Here is a 20,776-nt window from a genome sequence, read left to right as displayed (position 1 = left end):
CCCGGCTGAGGCCGGCTGGCGCTTTAGGTTATTCACATGGGCAATATTCCGACCGACAGACCCGCGTTGAACGACCAGCTGGCGGCGCACGAGAAGATCAAGACGATCGAGGAACTGGGCGAGATCGCGCGGTCCACGCAAGCGCGGGGCCGGAAAGTTGCACTCTGCCACGGCGTCTTCGACCTCGTGCATCTCGGCCATATCAGGCACATCCAGGCGGCGCGCAACGAGGGCGACGTCGTCATGGTGACGATTACCGCCGACCGTTACGTCAACAAGGGACCGGGTCGGCCGATCTTCCCCGAAAACATGCGGGCCGAGATGCTGGCCTCGCTCGCGACGGTCGATTGGGTCGGCATCAATCACACCTCCAGCGCCGAGCCGATCCTGGATACGGTGCGGCCGGACATCTATGTGAAGGGGTCTGACTATGAAAACCCCGAGGACGATGTAACTGGCAAGATCCAGAGCGAGCGCGACGCCGTCGAGCGTCACGGCGGACGCATCGTGTTCACGCGCGACGTGACGTTTAGCTCCTCGTCGCTGGTGAACCGGTATTTCGACATCTACGACCCTCCACTCCGCGACTACCTGCAAAAGGTCCGCGAAGGTGGCGGCGCCGATCGCCTGCTGAAGCTGATCGACAAGGTGCAGGACATGCACGTCGTGCTGGTCGGCGACACCATCATCGACGAATACCAGTACGTCACGGCGCTCGGAAAGGCCTCGAAGGAAAACATCGTCGCCACGCTGTTCAAGAGCGGCGAGCAATTTGCCGGCGGCGTCATTGCCGCGGCGAACCATGTCGCGAGCTTCTGCAAGTCGGTGGAGATCGTCACGACGCTGGGTGGCAACGACTACCCCGAGGAGTTCATTCGTGAGCATGTCCGCCCGAATGTCACGTTGACGCCGATCCGCCTTCAGGGCCGTCCGACGACCCGCAAATCGCGGTACGTCGAGCTCGGCTATCTGCACAAGCTCTTCGAAGTCTACACCATGGACGATACGCCGCTCGACGAGGCCGATCGGAAGGAGATCGACCGTATCACGACGGAGCGCGTCCGTGGCGCGGACGTGGTGATCGCCACCGATTTCGGTCACGGCATGATCGCGTCGAGCACGATCGACACCCTGATCGCCAACTCCAAGTTCCTGGCGGTCAATGCCCAGAGCAACAGCGGCAATCACGGCTACAATTTGATCACGAGGTATCCGCGGGCCGACTACATCTGCATCGATGCGCCGGAGGCGCGTCTGGCCGCAACCGACAAGTTCAGCGACATCGCGTCCGTGATCGAGGCCGGCCTGCATGGCAAGATCGACTGCGACAACATGATCATCACGCACGGCTCCTTCGGCTGTTACCCCTTCTCGTCGAAAACCGGCGTCACGCGCGTCCCCGCCTTCACCAAGACCGTCGTCGATACCGTCGGCGCGGGGGATGCCTTCCTGACGATCACCGCGCCGCTGGTCGCCGCCGGCGGCAATATCGAGGACGTCGCCTTCATCGGCAACGCGGCCGGCGCGATCAAGGTCGGGATCGTCGGCCACCGCAGTTCGGTCGAGAAGGTGCCGCTGGTCAAGTTCGTCACCGCGTTATTGAAGTAGCGCGACGGCAGATACTGGAGAACGACAGTGATTGGTCAAAAATGGAATGTGATGGTCACCGGTGGTGCCGGCTATGTCGGTAGCGTGCTGGTTCCCCAGTTGCTCGCTGCGGGCCACAAGGTCACCGTGCTCGATCTGTTCATGTATGGCGAGGACGTGTTCGATGGCGTCCGCAACAATCCCGATTTGCGCCTGATCAAGGGCGACATCCGTGACGAAGCCGCGATCAACGAGGCCCTGCGCGGCAACAACGCCGTGATTCACCTCGCCTGCATCTCCAACGACCCGTCGTTCGAGCTGGATCCGGGGCTCGGCAAGTCCATCAATTACGACTGCTTCCGGCCGATGGTGCGCGCCGCCAAGAAGGCGGGCATCAAGCGCTTCATCTACGCCTCCTCGTCCAGCGTCTACGGCATCAAGGACGAAGCCGAGGTGACCGAGAACCTGTCCTGCGAGCCGCTCACGGACTACTCGAAGTTCAAGGCGATGTGCGAGACCGACCTTGCCGACGAGGCCGCGCCCGGCTTCGTCACATGCACGGTTCGCCCCGCCACCGTCTGCGGCTACGCACCGCGGCAACGGCTCGACGTTGTCGTCAACATCCTGACGAATCTCGCGGTCAACACCGGCCGCATCCGCGTGTTCGGTGGAACGCAGCGCCGGCCCAATCTGCACATCGAGGACATGTCAGCCGCCTATCTGTTCCTGCTCCAGCAGGATGACGCAAAGATCGACGGCAAGACCTACAATATCGGCTACGAGAACCATTCGCTGATGAAGATCGCCGACATCGTCAAGTCGGTGGTCGGCAGCAATGTCGACGTCGTCGTCGAGCCGACCGACGATCTCCGCTCCTACCACGTCTCTTCGGAGAAGATCCGCCGCGAGCTCGGCTTTGCGCCGACCCACACGATCGAGCAGGCCGTGTCCGGACTCGTGAACGCCTTCAAGGGGGGCCGCCTGCCGAACTCGCTCAACGACCCCCGGTACTTCAACATCAAGATGATGCAGAACATCAGCCTGAAGTGAGCGGCGTGCGGATCGGCATCGATTTCGACAACACGATCATCTGCTACGACAAGGTCTTTGCCGCCGTCGCACGTCAGCGTGGGCTGGTGCCGGAAGGATGGGAGGGGCTGAAGACCGACCTACGGGATCATCTCCGGTCCCGCGCGGGCGGCGAGCTCGCCTGGCAAGGACTGCAAGGCTTCGTCTACGGCAAGGGAATTGGCGGCGCCGAGATCTATCCCGGAGTGCGGGAATTCCTGGCGGCGTGCAGGCAGACCGGCGCGAAGGTCTCCATCGTCAGCCACAAGACCCGATTCGGTCATCAGGACCCCGACCGCATCGACCTGCGTGACGCCGCGCGCAGCTGGCTACGGGAAGCCAGCCTGATCGACGCTGCGGATGCGGCGCTGGCCATCGGCGACGTCTATTTCGAGGACACACTGGCCGCCAAAGTCGCGAGGCTCGCGCGCCTGGAGCTCGACGTCTTCATCGACGATCTCGTCGACGTCTTCGAGCAACCGCATTTTCCGAAGACCACGCGATCGATCCTGTTCACGCAGGCGCAGCCTCCCCACCCCGAACACTGCAAGCCGATCGCGACATGGGCCGATATCCGCCGCGAGGTGTTTGCGGCATGAGCGAGACCGACATCACCGCGCCGGATGCGATAGCGATCGGCAGCCGCCTGGCCGGTGCGCGTGTCGCAACCGCCCAGCCGGCACGGTCCGGCGGCAACAACAGGGTGTTTCGGCTGGAGATGGCGGAGGGACCGCCCCTCGCCCTCAAGCATTATCCGTCCGACGGGCGCGATCGCCTGGGACAGGAGTATGATGCGCTCTCGTTCCTGGCGCGCCACGGCATCACGTCGACACCGCAGCCGGTCGCGAAGGACGCAGATGCGTTCTGCGCGCTGTACCAATGGTTCGACGGCGAGGCCGCGGTGCTGCGCCCCCAAGGCGACGATGCCGATCAGCTCGCCGATTTCCTCATCGAGCTGCAGAAGCTGCGCGAGGCCGAAGGCGCGCAAAATCTGCGCAACGCCTCAGCCAGCATCTTTTCGCCCGAAGCGGCCATCGCCCAGTACGAGCAGCGGCTGGACGGACTGAGGCGGGCTTCGGATGATCATCCCGACCTGCGCGCGTTCATGGAAGGCAGCCTGGTTCCCAGCACTGGCGTCGCGATTCGGCAGCTCCGCCGGCGCTACGCGGAACTGGGCTGGGATCCAACGGCGGACCTCGCGCCCAGCCATCGCGCGCTAAGTCCGTCCGATTTCGGACTGCACAACGCGTTGCGCGCCGAAGACGGGCGCTTGCGATTCATCGACTTCGAATATTTCGGCTGGGACGATCCGGTCAAGCTCGTGTCCGACACCGCCATTCACCCCGGCAGCAACCTGCCTGAAGCGAGCGCGAATCGCTTGATCGAACGGCTGTCGCGCGCCTTCGAGGCGAGCGATGACGCGTTTGCGATCCGACGTGACGTACTGTATCCTGTGTTCAAGGGAATCTGGTGCCTGATTGTCCTGAACGCCTATTTGCCGGACAGCCGCTCCCGGCGCGCAATGGCTGCGCAAGGTGGCGATGTTAGGATCCGCCTCGCCGGTCAGCTCGACAAAGCCCGCCGGCTTCACCAGACGATTCGGCCAACCGATTTACCGAAGTGACCCAGATCTCACCTCACGCTGAAGCCGCCCTCACCTGCACGCTGGATGAGCGCAGCCTTTATCTGCGCCGCCTGGTGCTCGGTTCTGTCCGCTCCGCGGGGCGCGGACATGTCGGTCCGGCGTTGTCGCTGATCGAGATGGTCCGCGTGCTCTACGACGACGTGCTGCGGATCGATCCGGACAACCCGCGCGATCCGGCCCGCGACCGCGCGATCCTCAGCAAGGGACACGGCTGTCTGGCACTCTATGCGCTGTTGGCCGATCGCGGCTTCTTTCCTTTGTCGGAGCTGGACGGTTTCTGCGGCCCCGACAGCATTTTAGGCGGACATCCCGAGTACGGTATGGTGCCGGGTGTCGAGGCCTCGACCGGCGCGCTCGGACACGGCCTGTCGATCGGTGTCGGCCTCGCGCTCGCCGCGCGCATGCGCGAGCGCTCCTATCGCACCTTCGTCCTGCTCGGCGACGGCGAGATCAACGAGGGGTCTGTGTGGGAAGCCGCCATGGGCGCCGCCAAGCACGGGCTCGACAATCTGGTCGCGCTGATCGACTACAACAAGCTGCAGAGCTACGGGCCCACCGATTACGTCCTGCCGCTGGAGCCGCTCGCGGACAAATGGCGCAGCTTCGGCTTTGCCGTCCAGGAGCTCAACGGCCACGACGTCGGCGCCCTGCGCACCGTCCTGAAGCAGGTCCCGGCCGTTCCGGGAAAGCCCACCGCGATCATCTGCCATACCGTCAAGGGCAAGGGTCTGCCGGCCGCGGAATCCAACGCCGATTGGCATCACAAGAACAAGCTCACCGACGGCGAGCTCGACGCCATCCGCGTCGCCGTCGGCGATTTTTGATCGGCTCCTCATGCGCAACACCGCGATGAACATGGTCCACAAGCTCGCCGCGCGCGACGAGCGTGTGCTCTACATCGGCTCCGATCCCGGCGCGGGCACCTTGCGCGCGATGAGCAAGGAGTTTCCCAAGCGCCATCTGATCGAAGGCATTTCGGAAGCACACATCATCGGCATGTCGGCCGGTCTCGCGATGGAAGGCTTCGTGCCCTACGTCAACACCATCGCCACATTCCTCACCCGCCGCTGCTACGAGCAAGTCGCCGTCGATCTCTGCCTGCATAATCTACCGGTGCGGCTGATCGCCAATGGCGGCGGGCTCGTCTACGCGCCGCTCGGCCCCACTCACCAGGCGATCGAGGACATCGCTATCATGCGGGCGCTGCCGAACATGACGGTGGTCTGCCCGTGCGACGCCGACGAGGCGGCGCGGCTGATGGAGCAAACGCTCGACTGGACCGGACCGATCTACATCCGGCTCGGCAAAGGTGGCGACGCAATCGTCTCGAAGGCCGAGCACGGCTTCGAGATCGGCAAGGCCATCCTGATGCGGCCCCCCGGCGACGTCGTCATGGTCACGACAGGCATCATGCTCCAGCGCGCACTCGCTGCGGCGGATCTGCTGGCGGCGCAGGGCATTCGCGCCGGCATCCTGCACATGCACACCGTCAAGCCGCTCGACACCGAGGCGCTGCTGCAAGCGATCCGGGGCACCAGGCTGGTCGCGACGCTGGAGGAGCACGTGCCCTCCGGCGGCCTCGGCAGCGCGGTCGCCGAGGCGCTGATCGACAAGCTCGGCTCCGGCCTGCCCGCGATGCTGCGGTTGTCGCTGCCGGACCGGTTCATGCACAATTACGGATCGCAGGACTCGCTGCTGAAGAAGCACGGACTTTCCGCCGACGCCATTGCGACCTCGATCGCGCGCGCGCTCCCCGCCTCGCACACCTCCTCTCCGCAACTTCATTCCACCTGACGGGCCCCATGCAGGACGTTCGATATTCCTATCTGCTCGAGCAATTCTCCGACCCGGCACCGATCCTGGCCGAGATCGGCCGACTGGTGGCGACGGGTGACTTCACCCTGGGCAAGCCGGTCGCCGAATTCGAACGGCGCTTTGCCGAGCTGATCGGCGTGCGTCACGCCATCGGCGTCGGATCGGGCACCGATGCACTCAAGTTGCCGCTCAAGGCACTCGGCATCGGCCATGGCGACGAGGTCATCACGGCCGCCAACACTTTCATCGCCACCGTCGGCGCCATCGCCGAGACCGGCGCGACCCCGGTGCTGGTCGACTGCGACGACTCCTTCTGCATGAACGTCGATTACGTCGAAGCCGCGATCACGGAGAAGACCAAGGCGATCATGCCGGTTCAGTTGACCGGCGAGGTCACCGACATGGGCAAGCTGATGGCGATCGCCCAGCGCCACAACATCCCCGTGGTCGAGGATTCCTGCCAGGGCATCCTGTCGGAGTTCGCGGGAAAACGGTCCGGCACCCACGGTATCGCGGCCGGCTTCTCCCTGCATCCGCTCAAGAACCTCAACGTCTGGGGCGATGCCGGTGTCGTCGTCACCAATGACGATGGGATGAACGAGCGGCTTCGTCTGATCCGCAACCACGGCATGAAGAATCGCGACGAGATCGCGATCCTCGGCTGCAATTCGCGGCTCGATTCCCTCCAGGCGGTCGTCGGCAACTGGCTGATCGGCCAGACCAGCGAGATCACGCGCCGTCGGATCGAGAACGCGGCCTATTACGATTCGGGCCTTGCCGGCCTGCCCGGCCTGCGCATTCCGCCGCGCCGGCCCAACGTGAAGCACGTCTACCATCTCTACATGGTGTTCGCCGAGCGTCGCGACGAGCTCTACAAATACTGCCTGGACAACGGCATCGAAGCGAAGATCCACTATCCCATCCCGCTGTATCAGCAGGAAGGTCTCAAGCACCTCGGCTACGCGCCGGGCACCTTCCCGGTCACCGACCGCCATGCCCAGGAGGTCATCAGCTTCCCCGTCGACCAGCATCTGACGCGCGCCCAGCAGGACCGCGTCATCGAGATCGTCCGGAAGTTCTGCCATGGACGCTGACACCGGCTGCCGACGCATCGGTTACGTCAATCTTCCCGCGCAATTCGAGGAAGAGCGCGGCGAGATCATGCAGGCGGTCGAGGGTGTGTTCCGCCGCGGCGATTTCATCGGCGGCGCGGCCGTCGCGAAGCTCGAAGAGGAGCTCACAACGTATCTCGGCTCGCCGCACGTGCTGACGCTGAATTCCGGCACCGATGCGCTGATCCTGTCGTTGCGGGCGCTCAACATCGGTCCCGGGGACGAGGTGATCACCCCGCCGAATTCGTTCGTGGCATCGACCGCCGCCATCATCGCCGTCGGCGCGAGGCCCGTGTTTGCGGACGTGCTACCGGACCAGAATATCGATCCCGCCGCAGTCGAGGCCGCCGTCACCTCGCGGACCAGGGCGATCATGCCGGTGCACCTGACCGGGCGCATGGCCGACATGAACCCGCTGATGGCGATCGCCGCCAAGCATGCTCTCGCCGTGATCGAGGACAGCGCGCAGGCCGTCGGCTCGACCTATGAAGGGCGGATGAGCGGAACCATCGGAACGTTCGGCTGCTTCTCCGCCCACCCCCTGAAGAACCTCAATGCCGCGGGCGACGCCGGGTTCGTCGTCACTGCCGACGCCGAGCTTGCCGCGAGGATTCGCCGCCTGCGCAATCACGGCCTGATCAATCGCAGTGACGTCCAGGAATGGGGCATCGTGTCACGCCTCGACACGGTCCAGGCCGAGGTGCTCCGGATTCGCTTGCGTCACCTGCCCTCTGTCATCGGACGCCGGCGCAGCAACGCCGCGCAATACCGCGCCGAACTCGCCGGCCTTCCCCTGTTCATCCCGGTTTGCCGCAACATCGAGTTCAACACGTTCCACACCTTCGTCGTGCAGACGGACCGTCGCGACGACTTCCAGAAATATCTTGCCGACAAGGGCATCGAGACCGCGATCCACTATCCGGTGCCGATCCACCTCCAGCAGGCGGCGGCGCATCTGGGTCACGGTCGCGGCGCGTTCCCGGTGACCGAGCGGCAGGCGGATCAGATCCTCACGCTTCCCATCAACCAGTTCCTCTCGGCCTCGGATATCAGCTATGTTTGCGCGACCGCCCGGGAGTACTTTGCATGACGGACACGGCTTTCCTCGAGGCCGATGAGCAGGCAATGGCGCAACGCTTCATCGACGACGGCTTCGTCACTACGCCGGCCGACGATCGCGCCGGGCTCGACCGGATCCAGCGGCGCGCCGCCGAACTCGCGGCGGACTATCTGAAGCTGCCACACGGCAACGACCCCTACGCGATGCTCGACACCATCCACACGCGGGTGAGCGTCGATGATCTCAACGGCCTGCGGCTGCACGTCTTCAACGGCCTCAACGCCGAGCCCTGGTTCCGGCCGACCTATTTCCGTCTGGCGCGCTCGACGATCGAGACCATCGTCGGCAACGAGCTCTGCATGCAGCGCCGCGTCAATCTCAGCATCCAGCTGCCCGGAGACGATTCGTCGCTGCTCGCCACCCATTCCGACGTCTGGTCGGGCGACTCGCCGTTCGAGGTCGTGGTGTGGGTACCGCTGGTCGACGTCCACCGCACCAAATCGATGTATCTGCTGCCGCCATCCCTGAACGGCGAGATGCAGGACCGGATGGCCAGCCTGCGCAGCGCCGAGGAACTCTACCAGACCATCAAGCCGCACGCGACGTTCATCGAGATTCCCTACGGTCACGTGATGCTGTTCAACCAGACCCTGATGCACGGCAATCGCATCAACGAGGAAGCCGGCTCGCGCTGGAGCATGAACTGCCGTTTCAAAAGCATCATGTCGCCCTACGCGGACAAGCGATTTGGCGAATTCTTCGAACCGATCCTGCTGCGTCCGGCGACACGTGTCGGCATGCAATACAGGCTCCCGGGAGGTTTCCATGGCTGAGCGAGCCGGCCATCGCGGCTATATCGGCGCCCGGCCGCTGAACGGCAGCCGTACTCCCCAGCACGTCCAGAACATCGTAATTCGCGACTATGCGCGGCGGAAGAATCTGCATTATCTGCTCAGCGCCGCCGAGCACACCATGCAAGGCAGCTACATGGTGCTCGAGGACATCCTCGACGAGCTGCCCCGGTTGCGCGGCCTGATTCTCTACAGCATCTTCATGCTGCCGCCCGACGAGGCACGGCGGCGGGAGATCTATGACCGCGTACTGAGCGAGGGCTGCGATCTGCACGCGGCCGTCGAGGAGATCACGCTGTCCTCGCGCGACAACATCCAGGCCGTCGAGGACATCCTGCTCGTCAACAAATTCGCGACCATCCTGTGACGACGCCGCGGACCGGTTGAGGACAATGACCGAGATCAACCTGCTCCAGCCGATGCACGCATCGACCAAGCGGAACTACGTTCAGCGGGTCGTCGAGCACGACAAGGCGGAATCCGCCACCGTCGCGCGGCAATGGGGGCGCGACTACTGGGACGGCGACCGCCGCTATGGCTATGGCGGTTACCGCTACGACGGACGCTGGCGCCCGCTCGCCCAGACCCTGATCGACCGCTATGGCATCAAGTCCGGGATGAGCGTGCTCGATGTCGGCTGCGGCAAGGGCTATTTGCTCTACGAGTTCACCCAGCTCGTCCCTGGCCTCACCATCGCCGGCATCGACATCTCCGACTATGGCATTGCCAACGCCAAGGAAGAGGTGCGACCGCAATTGAAGGTCGGCAGCGCCGTCGAGCTCCCCTACCCCGACCACAGCTTCGATCTCGTGGTGTCGCTCGGCGTGCTCCACAATCTTCCGCTCGAGGACGTCTTCCGCGCCGTGTCGGAGATCGAGCGCGTGGGGCGCGGCACCTCGAAATATCTGATGGTGGAGTCGTTCCGCGACGAGCGCGAGAAGGCGAACCTGCTCTACTGGCAGCTCACCTGCCTGAGTTTTCATGGTCCGGAGACGTGGGCCTGGATCTACGACAAATGCGGCTACCGGGGCGACCATGGGTTCATCTTCTTCGAATGAAGCAACGGGCCTGCGCCGGCCGGCCTCGCTGCGAGCGCAAAATCCCGAAGTGTATTATTCGGACGACGCCATCGTCACGGCGAACGACGCCACGATCGCGGAGCTGAAGCGCATCGCCGCGGGCAATCCGCGTCTGCGCAGCCGGCTGTGCACGCATCCTGATCCCTCGTCCGGCCTGCACGAGATGCTGATCGTGCATCATCGCGAGGCGTATGTGCGGCCTCACAAGCACTTTGGCAAACCTGAATCGTTTCATCTGATCGAGGGCACTGCGCAGGTCGTGATCTTCGAGGATGACGGCCGCATTCGCGACGTGCTCGAGATGGCGCCGTACGGCCGGGGCGCGCTCTGCTACTACCGGATGCCCGAGCAGTTGTTTCACTCGATCCTGATCACCTCGGAGTGGCTGGTGTTTCACGAAACCACCGCGGGTCCGTTCGATCCCTCCCGCACGGCATTTCCCGACTGGGCACCGGATGGCAGCGATGCCGCGGCAGTGCAGAACTATGTCACATCGACCGGTGCGCTCGCCGCGGAGCATCTGGCCCATCGCCATACTTCACGAGCCATTCGAGCAGAGGTTCCTACCGATGACTGATCATTGCCGCCTCTGCCATTCGAGCAATTTGCGCCCGGTCATCGACCTCGGACAGATGCCGATTGCGCATCGGCTTCGGCACAGCCGCGACGAACAGGACGAACGGTATCCGTTCGAGGTGCTGGCGTGTGGCGAGTGCGGCCTGCCCCAGATCGTCAAGCCGATCGATCCCGACATTCTGTACCGGCAATTCAACTACAATTTCAGCAGCTGGAAGCCGGAGCCGCACCAGGTCGACGAGCTCGATACCATCGCCAAATTCTCGAGCCATCAATCCGTGTTCGAGATCGGATGCAACGACGGCCTGTTCATGGACAGGCTTCGCGAACGCGGTGCGAAGGTTTTGGTGGGCGTCGAGCCCAACCCGGTGTCGGGCAAGATCGCCCGCGAGCGCGGCATCAAGGTCTATGCCGACATGATCAGCCCGGCGCTGTGTCATGACGCGGTCGCCGAGGCCGGCAGGTTCGACCTCGTCGTCTCGCGCCAGGTGCTGGAGCACATCGTCGATTTCGAGAACTTTTTCGACTGCGTGAAAATCGCGCTGCGCGACGACGGGCTGCTGTTCATCGACGTGCCTGATTTCGCGCCCGGCTCGACGGCAGGTGATCTCTCGGTCCTGTGGGAGGAACACGTCAGCTACTTCACCGAGCCGACGCTGCTCGCGCTGCTGGCCCGTCACGGCTTCGAGGCGATTTCGGTGAAGAAATACAATTTCAGCGGCGGCAGCCTCGCGATCGCAGCCCGGCGCGCGACGCGCGACGTGAGGCCTCCGCCCGCTCCTGCCGGCGTCGGCGAAAGGTTCGGCCAGCGCGCCAGGGAGTACGGCGCGCGTCTTCGCCCGATCCTCGCCAAGGCCCGCGCCAACGGCGCCGAGATCGCCATCTATGGCGCCGGCTGCCGCGCCTGCACCTTCACCAATGCCCATGAACTCGCGGATCTCGTCGACCTCTCGGTCGACGACCAGAAGGAGCGCCAGGGCTTGTTCCTGCCCGGCACCGGCATTCCGATCCGCCCGCCGGAGAACCTCGCCGGCAAGTCGGATCCGCTTGTCTGCCTTCTGGCCGTGAACCAGGAGAACGAAGACAAGGTCGGCAGACGGCTGCGCGAAAACGTGAAGCGTCCGCTCCACATCGTATCGATCTTCGCGCCCTCGGACATCTGGAGCGAGCTCGATCGCCTCGAGGCCGCCGCAGGGTCGCGGCATGGCTGAGGACAAGCTCTTCAACTATTACGAACGTCAGGACGTCCTGCCGACGTTCGGGAATTTCAAATCCGCCGCCGAACTCGAAGCCTATGCCGGCCTGCGGCGCGAGTTGTTTTCAGACAAGCTGGTGCTGCCGCCGCGGTTGTTCCGCGACGCAGACGTGCTTGAATTCGGCCCTGACTCCGGTGAGAACGCGCTGGTGTTTGCCGGCTGGGGCGCGAACATGACGCTCGCCGAGCCGAACCGGCATGCGCACGCGAAAATCCAGGCTTACTTCGCGCATTTCAACCAGGCTCAACGTCTGCGCGAACTCGTATCGTTCGATGTCGAAGGATTTCGCAGCGATCGTCGCTTCGACATCATCGATGCCGAAGGATTCATCTACACGGTGCAGCCGACTGAAAATTGGCTCGGCATCTTTCACCGGCTGCTCAACCCGGACGGCTACGCCGTCGTGTCCTACTACGAGCGCTATGGCGGCTTCTTCGAGCTCGCGCTCAAGGCGATTCATGCGGCCGGCAAGGTGCTGACGGGCCGTCCCGCGCTCGAAACGGCGAAGCTGCTGTTCGACGCGAAATGGAACAGCATTCCGCACACGCGCAGCTTCGACTCCTGGCTGATGGACGTGCTCGAAAATCCTTTCGTCCGGCACCGCTACTTCCTCGACGCGGGAGCCTTGTGCAAGGCGGCGCATGAGCAGGGATTCGACATCCATTCGGGGTGGCCCGTCTATCGCGACAGCCTGGACGTCTACTGGCACAAGAAGGTCCTCTCCGACGACGAGAAGCTGCGCCGCGCGACGCGCCACCTCGGTCGCAGCCGTCTGAGCTTTCTCGGTGGACGGAAGCTCTATCTGGCCGGCAAGACCGAGATGGTCGAGGCGATCTCGGCTTCGATCGAGACACTGGTTGTCGATGTCGATGCGATGATCGACGATCCCTTCGGCGCCAGCCTGCCCCGTGTGATCGCGAGCCTTGCGTCGCTGCGCGAGACGATACCGGCGACGGACATTCTTGCCGACGATGCGTCCGACATCGACGCCATCATGGCGACCCTCGACAGCTTCCATCGTATCTTTGGCGCGATCGGGCGACGGGACGTGTCCACAGTCACGGCCCTCACCCAGTCCGACCAGGCGTTCATCAACACCTGGGGACAGCCGGCGCACTTTCTTGTTATCCGGAAACGCTTCGAGGGGTCCTAGCAAGTGAGGCCAGGCATTGGCATCATCGGAACGGGCATGGTCGGTCAGATGTGCCACCTCGCCAATTTCGTCGCCAACCCCGCCTGCCGCGTCGTCGCGATCGCGGATCTCCGGCCCGAGCTCGCTGCCGCAGCGGCGCAAAAATTCGACATCGCGCGGGTCTACGGCACGCACCGGGAACTGCTGGCGGACAGCGAAGTGTCGGCCGTCGTCGTCGTGACGAAGCGTCGCGCCACCGGCCCGATTGTGCTGGATGCGTTGAGCAGCGGTCGCCATGTGCTCTCGGAAAAGCCGATGGCCTACACCGCGGCTCAGGCCGTTTCACTGGCCGAGGCGGCGCGGCGGCACAACCTCGTCTACAGCATCGGCTACATGAAGCGTCACGACGCCGGGGTGGCGCGCGCGATTGCCGAGTTGACGCGCCTGCGAGCGGATCAATCGCTTGGACGCGTTGTCGGCGCGCGAGGCTGGTGCTTCGGCGGCAGCACTGGCCGGTCCCAGGACAACTTTGTCATGACCGGCGAAGTGCGGCCGGACGGGCTCGAGCTCTGGCAGGACGGCCCCGACTGGATGCCGGGTGCGATGCGACCCGGCTACGACAGTTTTCTGAACGTGTTCAGCCATATCATCAACCTCGCGCGCTACATGCTCGGATCGTCACCGACGGTCGCGGAAAGCACCATCGAGAGCTCGGGCGCGGCGACCGTGACACTCGACTTCGACGGCGTCGCCTGCGCGCTGCAACTCGCAAATGGATCCGACGGCGTCTGGCGCGAGGGGCTGAGCATCGCGTTCGAACAGGGCGCGCTGACCATCGAATTGCCCCCACCGTTTGCCGAGCAGGAGGCGGAGGTCATCCTCGATCAGCAAGGACAACGCACGCGATTGTCGCGCGGCACGAGCTGGGCGTTTCGGCGTCAAGCCGATGCATTCGTCGCCGATATCGTGGAGCAGAGGACGCCGCTGGCTTCCGGCGCAGATTCCGTGGCCGACATCGCCCTTGCGGAGGCGATCTGGAAACGGCAGGTCAGCGGTTAGGCTTCACGCCGTCCGGCGGCAATACCCGGGCGATGGCTGATTGCCCACATTCTAGCTAAGTGTTTGATTTCGCTGGCAGGAGTGGCAGGGCTCGAACCTGCGACCCCCGGTTTTGGAGACCGGTGCTCTACCAATTGAGCTACACTCCTACGGACCCTGCGTTGCCGCGCGGATCAGGCCGCTTTGAAGCACAGGGGGCGGCCGGATTGCAAGGCCGGATTGCAAGGGTGAAGCGCGCTGGCTTCGCTTGTTTGTGCCGCGCCTTCTGGGCCACAGTCCGCTCCGAACAATAATAAGCAACCGGGAGTGCCCATGACTGCCCAAGCCTCTGCGACTGCCCAAGCGTCCGTGACAGCCGCCCACCGCCCCTCGACCGCGCCGAAGACCCCGCCTCTGCCGGAATCCCGCCCCGAGACGCTCGGGCTGTCGCGCCCTCGCCTCCAGGCCATGTCGGACGCCTTCAAGCGCGAGATCGACAAGGGAACCGTTCCGGGCGTCACCGTGCTGGTGGCACGGCACGGCCAGGTCGGCTGGTTCGAGGCGCTCGGCAGGCAGAGCCCGACGGGCGCGGCGCCGATGGCGCATGATTCGATCTTCCGCATCTTCTCGATGACCAAGCCGATCGTGTCGGTCGGCATCATGACGCTGGTCGAGGATGGGCACCTGATTCTTGCCGACCCCGCCGCGAAATTCATCCCGGAGTTCGCCGATCAGAAGGTCGGCGTGATCAGCGGCGGCAAGCTGGAACTGGTTCCGCCGAAGCGCCCGATGACGGTGCAGGACCTGCTCCGCCACACCTCCGGCCTGACCTACGAGCACCAGGGCGACGGCCCCGTGCACAAGATCTACCAGGAGTCGCGGGTGCGCAGCCGCAAGATCACCAACGCCGAGCACGCCGCCCTGGTGGCGAGCTTCCCGCTCGTCTGCCATCCCGGCGACGAGTTCAACTACAGCCGCTCCACCGACATCCTCGGGCGCATCATCGAGGTGGTCAGCGGCAAGTCGCTCGGCACGTACCTCACTGAGCGCATCCTCGCGCCGCTTCAGATGACCGAGACCGCCTTCTCGACTTCTGAGGCCAATGCCGGCCGGCTCGCCGAGCCGTTCGCGGCCGATCCCTGGACCGGCGACAAGGTCGCGCTGTTCAACATGCTCGAGCAGCCCATCATGGAGTCGGGCGGCGGCGGCCTCGTCTCCACCACCATGGACTATGCCCGCTTCGCGCTGATGCTGCGCAACGGCGGCACCCTCGACGGCAACAGGATCATCGGCCGCAAGACGCTGGAACTGATGGCCTCCGATCATCTCGGACCTCACGTCGTGACCAACGGCACGCTGCTGTCGTCCGGCCATGGTTTCGGCCTCGGCTTCGCGGTGCGCCGCGAGGCCGGCATCGCGCCCTTCCCCGGCAGCGTCGGCCAGTATTTCTGGAGTGGCATTGCGGGGACGTTCTTCTGGATCGATCCCAAGGAGGATCTGTTCGTCGTGTTCATGAGCCAGGGCCCGGGGCAGCGCGATTATACGCGAACGCTGGTGCGGGATCTGGTGTACGCGGCGGTGGATTGAGATCCGGCTCTCGTGCCCCGGACGCGCTGCAACGCCCTTAGCGTTGCTGCGCAGAGCCGGGGCCTATGCCTCCGCGATCTCGACCCCCTCACCTCTGGCTCCCGGCTCTGCGGAGCGGCACTTCGCGCCGCACCGCGTCCGGGACACGAGACCGTCAACTGATCGTCGCGCCGCCGTCGATCACCATGGTCTGGCCGGTCATGAAGTCGCCGGCCCTCGAGCCCAGGAACACCGCGGCGCCCGCGATTTCGTCGGGGATGCCGATGCGCAGCAGCGGCGAACGCGCGGTCGAGGCTTTCAAATTCTCCGGATTGTCCCACAAGGCTTTCGCAAAATCGGTCTTGATCAGGCCCGGCGCGATGCAGTTCACGCGGATGTTGTGCGGGCCATATTCGCAGGCCAGATTGCGCGCGAGCTGCATGTCCGCGGCTTTCGAGATCGCGTAGGCGCCGAGGATGGTCGAACCTTTCAGGCCGCCGATCGAGGAGACGATGATGATCGAACCGTCCTTGCGCTCGATCATCTGCGGCACCACCATCGAGATTAGCCAGTTGTTGGCGACGATGTTGTTGTCCAGGATCTTCCTGAACTGATCGTCGGAGATGCCGGCGAGCGGACCGTAATACGGGTTCGACGCGGCGTTGCAGACCAGCACGTCGATCTTGCCGAAGGCGCGGTTGCTCTCGTCGATGAGATTTTGCAGGTTTTCCTTCGACGAGATGTTGGCGGCGATCGCCACCGCCGTGCCCTTGCCGAACTTGTCGTTGATGCTCTTCGCAACCTGGTCGCAAACGTCGGCCTTGCGCGAGGAGATCACCACCTTGGCGCCGTGCTCGGCCATGCGCTCGGCGATCGCAAGCCCGATGCCGCGCGTCGAGCCGGTAATGACGGCGACTTTCCCCTTCATGTCGAACAAGGTCATGTTTCTCTCCCAGATTGATCTTCGTGTTCATTGTCATTCCGGGGCGGCGAAGCCGAACCCGGAATCTCGAGATTCCGGGTCCGGTCCTGCGGACCGTCCCGGAATGACAGCTCACTCAGGCGAGCTTCTTGACTTCCGGTCCCGCGGGTTGATGCATCGCCGCATGCGCATCGTCCGCGATCCACGGCTGCTGGTTCACCATCGGCAGCCGCCAGACATTGCGTTCGGAACTTGCAAAATAGTCGAGCCGCGTCACCGAACAATTGTCGATATCGAACGCGAGCCCCCGCTCCGGCTGATTGTCGAGCGCCAGCCCCAGCGCAGCCTTGATGGTGCCGCCATGCGCGACCGCGATCACGTCCTGCCCGGCTGCATCGACGTTGATCCGCTCGATGGTGCGGCGGGTGCGGTTGTAGAGGTCCATGAAACTTTCGCCGCCCGGCGCAGGCTCGTTGATGTCCGCAAACCAGCTGGAGCCGACGGGACGGCTGGCGATGAACTCGGCACGGTTCATGCCCTGCCAGCGGCCGAGGTTTTGTTCGGCGAGGTCGGCTTCCCATGTCATCGATGCGGGCCTCGGGAAGCCGGCCGCCCAGATCGCTTCGGCGGTCTGATGCGTACGCATCAGGTTGCTCGAATACCAGACCGCCTTGCGTGGCAGCACCTTGGCAACAGCATTGAAGACGTAGGTATCGCTGGTGTCGCAGGCGAGATCAGACTGACCGTAGATGTTGCCGCCGTCATTGCGCACGGGCGCATGACGGACCCACCACCAGCGCGTCGTCACCACTTTGGGCTTGTCTGCACCTGCCATCGAAACCCTTCCATCCCGTTTGATGTCGCTGTACGTCAGTAGCGAACGTGTCTCAAGACACTTTACCGTTTGAAATCTTGTTTGAAATTCCGTCGCGCGGCAAGCGTCGCGTGCGAACCAAAGGGAGACAACGCATGGGCCGTCTGCAAGGCAAATCCGTCATCATCACCGGTGCCGGCAGCGGCATCGGCCGCGCGGCCGCGCTGCTGTTCACCAAAGAAGGCGCCAGGCTGATCGCAGTCGATCGCAGCGAGGCGGTGAAGGAAACGGTCGACGAGGTGAAGAAGGCCGGCGGTGTCGCGGAAGCGATGATAGCGGATGCGGGCTCCGAAAAGGACGTCATGGCCGTGATCGACAAGGCGGTGAAGACGCACGGCCGGCTCGACGTGATCTGGGCCAATGCTGGCGTCTCCGGCGGACTCGTCCCGCTCGGCGAGCAGACCGTCGAGCAATGGCAGGAGGTTTTGCGCATCAATCTGATCGGGCCGTTTCTCGCGGTGAAGCATGCGATGCCGCACATGGTGAAGCAGCAGTCCGGCGCGATCGTGCTGACCGCGTCCGTCGCGGGCCTCAAGGCTGGCGCCAGCGGACATCCCTATGCGGCGAGCAAGGCCGGCGTCATCTCCCTGGTGCAGACCACAGCCTACTCGCTCACCGGCACCGGTGTGCGCATCAACGCGGTGTGCCCGGGCCTGATCGAGACCGGCATGACCAAGCCGATCTTCGACCGCGCCAAGGAGCGCGGCACCCAAGACAAGATCGGCCAGCTCAATCCGCTCAAGCGTCCCGGCCAGCCGCACGAGCTCGCCGCGATGGGATTGTTCCTGGCCAGCGACGAGGCGTCGTATGTCAACGGCCAGGCCTTCCCGGTGGACGGCGGACTGACGGCGTCGATGCCGTATACGGGGAAGCCGGTTTAGTTCGCGAACTCCCCTGTCCCGGACGCGGTGCGGCACGCAGTGACGCTCCGCAGAGCCGGGATCCAGAAAGCCACAGCACGTGCTGCGGCATGGGCCCCGGCTCTGCAGCGCATCGTCGAAGAGACGCTGCGCTGCGTCCGGGGCACGAGACTGTTGATGAATAACTGACATCGGATCGCATCCTCGCGGCTTGTCTCGCCCGAGCTTTGCTTCATCGCCTCACCCTCACATGAAAGAGGGCGCAGGGAAGACCGGGTGCCGGCTGGCACCCGCGGTCCACTGTGCGAGATTGTCGTGAACAAAATTGCACAGCGGCATACAGGTGAAGCCAAAACATCCGGCCTTCCCTGCGCAGTGGCTTTACGGCTTATGTCGTGATCTCCCCGGGGAGCGATGCACTATTGCCCCCGTCGCCTTGCGGATGGCTGACGCGCGTGCCCGGTTGGGCAACCCACATCACCGCAACACTTGGCGCACAGACCCCGGGCGCCAGGACCACACGATTTTGCCGTACGCCGATCACACCGGTCGTGTGCGCGACGCCTTCACTCACGGTTGCCCGCCCTGCGAAGCCGTTCGCGCCGATGTGATCCACGTCCACCGCCGTCCGGCCCGCGTTCGTGACGATCGCGATACGCCCCTCTTCCTTGGGCCGGAGTGAGGCATGGATACGCCGTTTCCGAATTTCGGTAAAGTGGAATATTTTTAGCGCCCCGCGTTGACCGACAGCTTGGGTGTTTTGCCCGACAGGTAACGCAAGGTCTTGTAGCCCGGATGAGCCAAGCGACATCCGGGAGTCCTACACGAGCTGCCCCGGGTCTCGCTTCGCTCACCCGGGCTACGGGACCGACATTGATTTGCCCACCGGAGCACGGTGTTGGTATGGTTCGTGCAAGCACTTCAGCTTCGATCCCCCTGACAAGAACGTGACAATGCCAAGCTCGAGACCCGACCGTATTCGCACGCTGCTCGCCGACCTCGTCGGCTTCGACACCATCAGCGATCGCTCCAACCTACCCCTGATCGCGCATATCGAGAGCTATCTCGCCGCGCTCGACGTCAAGAGTGAGCGCATCACCGACGAGACCGGGCAGAAGGCCTCGCTATGGGTCACCATTGGACCCGAGGACCGCCCCGGCCTCGTCCTGTCCGGCCATACCGACGTCGTGCCCGTCGTCGGCCAGGACTGGAGCCACGATCCGTTCAAACTCGTCGAACGCGACGGCAAGCTCTATGGCCGCGGCACCACCGACATGAAGGGCTTTGTGGCGGTGTGCCTTGCCATGGTGCCGGAGATGCTGGAAGCGAAGCTCGCAACGCCCATTCACCTCGCGATCTCCTATGACGAGGAGATCGGCTGCGTCGGCGTGCGGCCGATGCTGCGCGAGGTCGCGAAGAAACGGATCAAACCGCTCGGCGCCTTCATCGGCGAGCCGACCGAGATGAAGGTCATCATCGGCCATAAGGGCAAGCACGGCGTGCGCGCCACGTTCAAGGGGCTCGCCCGCCACTCCTCGATTGCGCCCGACGGAGTCAACGCCATCGAATACGCCGCCGAGCTGATCGTCGAGATCCGACGCCGCGCCGTGGCGCTCGCAGCCGTGCGAGCGGCCGACAGCCTCTACGACGTCCCGCACTCGACGCTGCTCACCAGCATCGTGCATGGCGGCGCCGCGCTGAACATCGTGCCGGATAGCTGCACGGTCGATTTCGAATGCCGTGGCATCGGCATCACCGAATCGCGCGAGGTTACGGATGCGATCGTCGCCTGGGCCAAGGCCGAGCTCGAGCCCGCGATGAAAAAGCAGCATCCGGATTGCGGCATCGATTTCGAGGAGATCCTCGACTATCCCGCGCTCGACACGGCGGCCGATGCGACAATCGTCACGCTGGCCAAGAGCCTTGCGGGGCGCAACGACCACGCCAAGGTCGCGTTCGGCACCGAGGCAAGCCTGTTCGCCAGCATGGCCGATATCCCGTCCGTGGTGATCGGCCCCGGTTCAATCGCGCAGGCGCATACACCGGACGAATTCGTGGAAATGGCGGAGCTGGAGAAATGCGCAGGCTTCGTGGAGAAGCTGATCGCGCATTGCGTGAAGGGGTAGCGGAGTTCGCAATTACTGGGTCCCGGCTCTGCGCAGCAACGCTTAGGCGTTGCAGCGCGTCCGGGACACGAGCACCGCCGCTAATCCATCCCGCCACGATGGAATTATAGACGCCGGGAAATACGGTCTCGTGTCCCGGACGCGGTGCGGCACGAAGTGCTGCTCCGCAGACCAAGTGTTCTGGGTCCCGGCTCTGCGGAGCGTCACTT

Annotated in this window: 21 protein-coding genes and 1 tRNA gene; 18 read left to right on the top strand and 4 right to left on the bottom strand. The window is 64.1% G+C overall.

Features of this window, described 5'->3' with window-relative positions:
- The first annotated feature begins 36 nt into the window (after positions 1-36).
- Genes AC0L2J_RS08370 through AC0L2J_RS08300 form a run of 15 tightly spaced genes read left to right on the top strand, consistent with a single transcriptional unit; the run spans position 37 to position 14,240 of the window.
- Positions 37-1,608: a PfkB family carbohydrate kinase gene (locus tag AC0L2J_RS08370; protein WP_473388588.1), complete on the top strand. Its 1,572-nt coding sequence runs from the start codon at positions 37-39 to the stop codon at positions 1,606-1,608.
- 27 nt (positions 1,609-1,635) lie between these two features.
- A complete protein-coding gene (locus AC0L2J_RS08365; RefSeq protein WP_473388586.1) occupies positions 1,636-2,637 on the top strand; it encodes an NAD-dependent epimerase/dehydratase family protein in 1,002 nt (333 codons plus the stop codon).
- A gap of 5 nt (positions 2,638-2,642) precedes the next feature.
- Positions 2,643-3,254, top strand: coding sequence for an HAD family hydrolase (locus AC0L2J_RS08360; RefSeq protein WP_473388582.1), 612 nt, complete (start codon positions 2,643-2,645; stop codon positions 3,252-3,254).
- Positions 3,251-4,279 carry an aminoglycoside phosphotransferase family protein gene (locus tag AC0L2J_RS08355; RefSeq protein WP_063995923.1) on the top strand — a complete coding sequence of 343 codons (1,029 nt, stop codon included), beginning with the start codon at positions 3,251-3,253 and terminating at the stop codon, positions 4,277-4,279. The genes AC0L2J_RS08360 and AC0L2J_RS08355 overlap by 4 nt, the downstream gene beginning before the upstream one ends.
- The gene (locus AC0L2J_RS08350; protein ID WP_007611630.1) at positions 4,276-5,124 is read left to right on the top strand and encodes a transketolase; all 849 of its coding nucleotides are present in this window, start codon (positions 4,276-4,278) and stop codon (positions 5,122-5,124) included. Before AC0L2J_RS08355 ends, AC0L2J_RS08350 begins: the two co-directional genes overlap by 4 nt.
- A 10-nt stretch (positions 5,125-5,134) precedes the next feature.
- The gene (locus AC0L2J_RS08345; protein ID WP_473388574.1) at positions 5,135-6,094 is read left to right on the top strand and encodes a transketolase family protein; all 960 of its coding nucleotides are present in this window, start codon (positions 5,135-5,137) and stop codon (positions 6,092-6,094) included.
- An 8-nt stretch (positions 6,095-6,102) separates the two neighbouring features.
- Positions 6,103-7,209 carry a DegT/DnrJ/EryC1/StrS family aminotransferase gene (locus tag AC0L2J_RS08340; RefSeq protein WP_473250601.1) on the top strand — a complete coding sequence of 369 codons (1,107 nt, stop codon included), beginning with the start codon at positions 6,103-6,105 and terminating at the stop codon, positions 7,207-7,209.
- On the top strand, positions 7,199-8,317 hold the full coding sequence (locus AC0L2J_RS08335; protein WP_473388570.1) for a DegT/DnrJ/EryC1/StrS family aminotransferase: 1,119 nt from the start codon (positions 7,199-7,201) through the stop codon (positions 8,315-8,317). Before AC0L2J_RS08340 ends, AC0L2J_RS08335 begins: the two co-directional genes overlap by 11 nt.
- Positions 8,314-9,120: a sporadic carbohydrate cluster 2OG-Fe(II) oxygenase gene (locus tag AC0L2J_RS08330; protein ID WP_473388567.1), complete on the top strand. Its 807-nt coding sequence runs from the start codon at positions 8,314-8,316 to the stop codon at positions 9,118-9,120. Before AC0L2J_RS08335 ends, AC0L2J_RS08330 begins: the two co-directional genes overlap by 4 nt.
- Entirely contained in the window at positions 9,113-9,505 is a 393-nt protein-coding gene (locus AC0L2J_RS08325; RefSeq protein WP_007611636.1) for an LIC12192 family sporadic carbohydrate cluster protein, read from the top strand. Before AC0L2J_RS08330 ends, AC0L2J_RS08325 begins: the two co-directional genes overlap by 8 nt.
- A gap of 25 nt (positions 9,506-9,530) precedes the next feature.
- The gene (locus tag AC0L2J_RS08320; RefSeq protein ID WP_063995920.1) at positions 9,531-10,196 is read left to right on the top strand and encodes a class I SAM-dependent methyltransferase; all 666 of its coding nucleotides are present in this window, start codon (positions 9,531-9,533) and stop codon (positions 10,194-10,196) included.
- Positions 10,174-10,794 (top strand): WbuC family cupin fold metalloprotein, encoded by a 621-nt coding sequence (locus AC0L2J_RS08315; RefSeq protein WP_007611638.1) that lies wholly within the window; start codon positions 10,174-10,176, stop codon positions 10,792-10,794. The genes AC0L2J_RS08320 and AC0L2J_RS08315 overlap by 23 nt, the downstream gene beginning before the upstream one ends.
- Positions 10,787-12,004: a class I SAM-dependent methyltransferase gene (locus AC0L2J_RS08310; RefSeq protein WP_473388556.1), complete on the top strand. Its 1,218-nt coding sequence runs from the start codon at positions 10,787-10,789 to the stop codon at positions 12,002-12,004. Before AC0L2J_RS08315 ends, AC0L2J_RS08310 begins: the two co-directional genes overlap by 8 nt.
- Positions 11,997-13,202, top strand: coding sequence for a class I SAM-dependent methyltransferase (locus AC0L2J_RS08305; RefSeq protein ID WP_473388554.1), 1,206 nt, complete (start codon positions 11,997-11,999; stop codon positions 13,200-13,202). Before AC0L2J_RS08310 ends, AC0L2J_RS08305 begins: the two co-directional genes overlap by 8 nt.
- 3 nt (positions 13,203-13,205) lie before the next feature.
- The gene (locus AC0L2J_RS08300; RefSeq protein WP_473388550.1) at positions 13,206-14,240 is read left to right on the top strand and encodes a Gfo/Idh/MocA family protein; all 1,035 of its coding nucleotides are present in this window, start codon (positions 13,206-13,208) and stop codon (positions 14,238-14,240) included.
- Positions 14,241-14,313: 73 nt separating this feature from the next.
- Here AC0L2J_RS08300 and AC0L2J_RS08295 read toward each other — a convergent pair.
- Positions 14,314-14,389, bottom strand: a tRNA-Trp gene (locus AC0L2J_RS08295).
- Between the two features lie 163 nt (positions 14,390-14,552).
- Here AC0L2J_RS08295 and AC0L2J_RS08290 point away from each other — a divergent pair.
- Positions 14,553-15,806: a serine hydrolase domain-containing protein gene (locus AC0L2J_RS08290; protein WP_473388547.1), complete on the top strand. Its 1,254-nt coding sequence runs from the start codon at positions 14,553-14,555 to the stop codon at positions 15,804-15,806.
- 154 nt (positions 15,807-15,960) lie between these two features.
- Here the strand turns inward: AC0L2J_RS08290 and AC0L2J_RS08285 are convergent, their stop codons facing one another.
- Together AC0L2J_RS08285 and AC0L2J_RS08280 are read right to left on the bottom strand one after the other, a co-directional pair.
- Positions 15,961-16,728, bottom strand: coding sequence for an SDR family NAD(P)-dependent oxidoreductase (locus tag AC0L2J_RS08285; RefSeq protein WP_063995914.1), 768 nt, complete (start codon positions 16,726-16,728; stop codon positions 15,961-15,963).
- A 115-nt stretch (positions 16,729-16,843) separates the two neighbouring features.
- Positions 16,844-17,542, bottom strand: a complete 699-nt coding sequence (locus AC0L2J_RS08280; protein ID WP_473388541.1) for a histidine phosphatase family protein — start codon at positions 17,540-17,542, stop codon at positions 16,844-16,846.
- Between the two features lie 134 nt (positions 17,543-17,676).
- On the opposite strand from AC0L2J_RS08280, the gene AC0L2J_RS08275 reads away from it, so the two are divergent.
- Positions 17,677-18,462, top strand: a complete 786-nt coding sequence (locus AC0L2J_RS08275) for an SDR family NAD(P)-dependent oxidoreductase (protein WP_473388537.1) — start codon at positions 17,677-17,679, stop codon at positions 18,460-18,462.
- 367 nt (positions 18,463-18,829) lie between these two features.
- On the opposite strand, the gene AC0L2J_RS08270 is transcribed toward AC0L2J_RS08275, so the two are convergent.
- A complete protein-coding gene (locus tag AC0L2J_RS08270; RefSeq protein ID WP_473388534.1) occupies positions 18,830-19,252 on the bottom strand; it encodes a hypothetical protein in 423 nt (140 codons plus the stop codon).
- A gap of 142 nt (positions 19,253-19,394) precedes the next feature.
- Between AC0L2J_RS08270 and argE the strand changes: the two genes are divergently transcribed.
- Positions 19,395-20,567 carry an acetylornithine deacetylase gene (gene argE, locus AC0L2J_RS08265; protein WP_473388530.1) on the top strand — a complete coding sequence of 391 codons (1,173 nt, stop codon included), beginning with the start codon at positions 19,395-19,397 and terminating at the stop codon, positions 20,565-20,567.
- The last annotated feature ends 209 nt before the right edge of the window (positions 20,568-20,776 follow it).

Source organism: Bradyrhizobium sp. MV1.5, assembly GCF_055807615.1.
The sequence above is the reverse complement of the archived record's forward strand: the minus strand, read 5'-3'. Positions and strand labels throughout refer to the sequence as shown.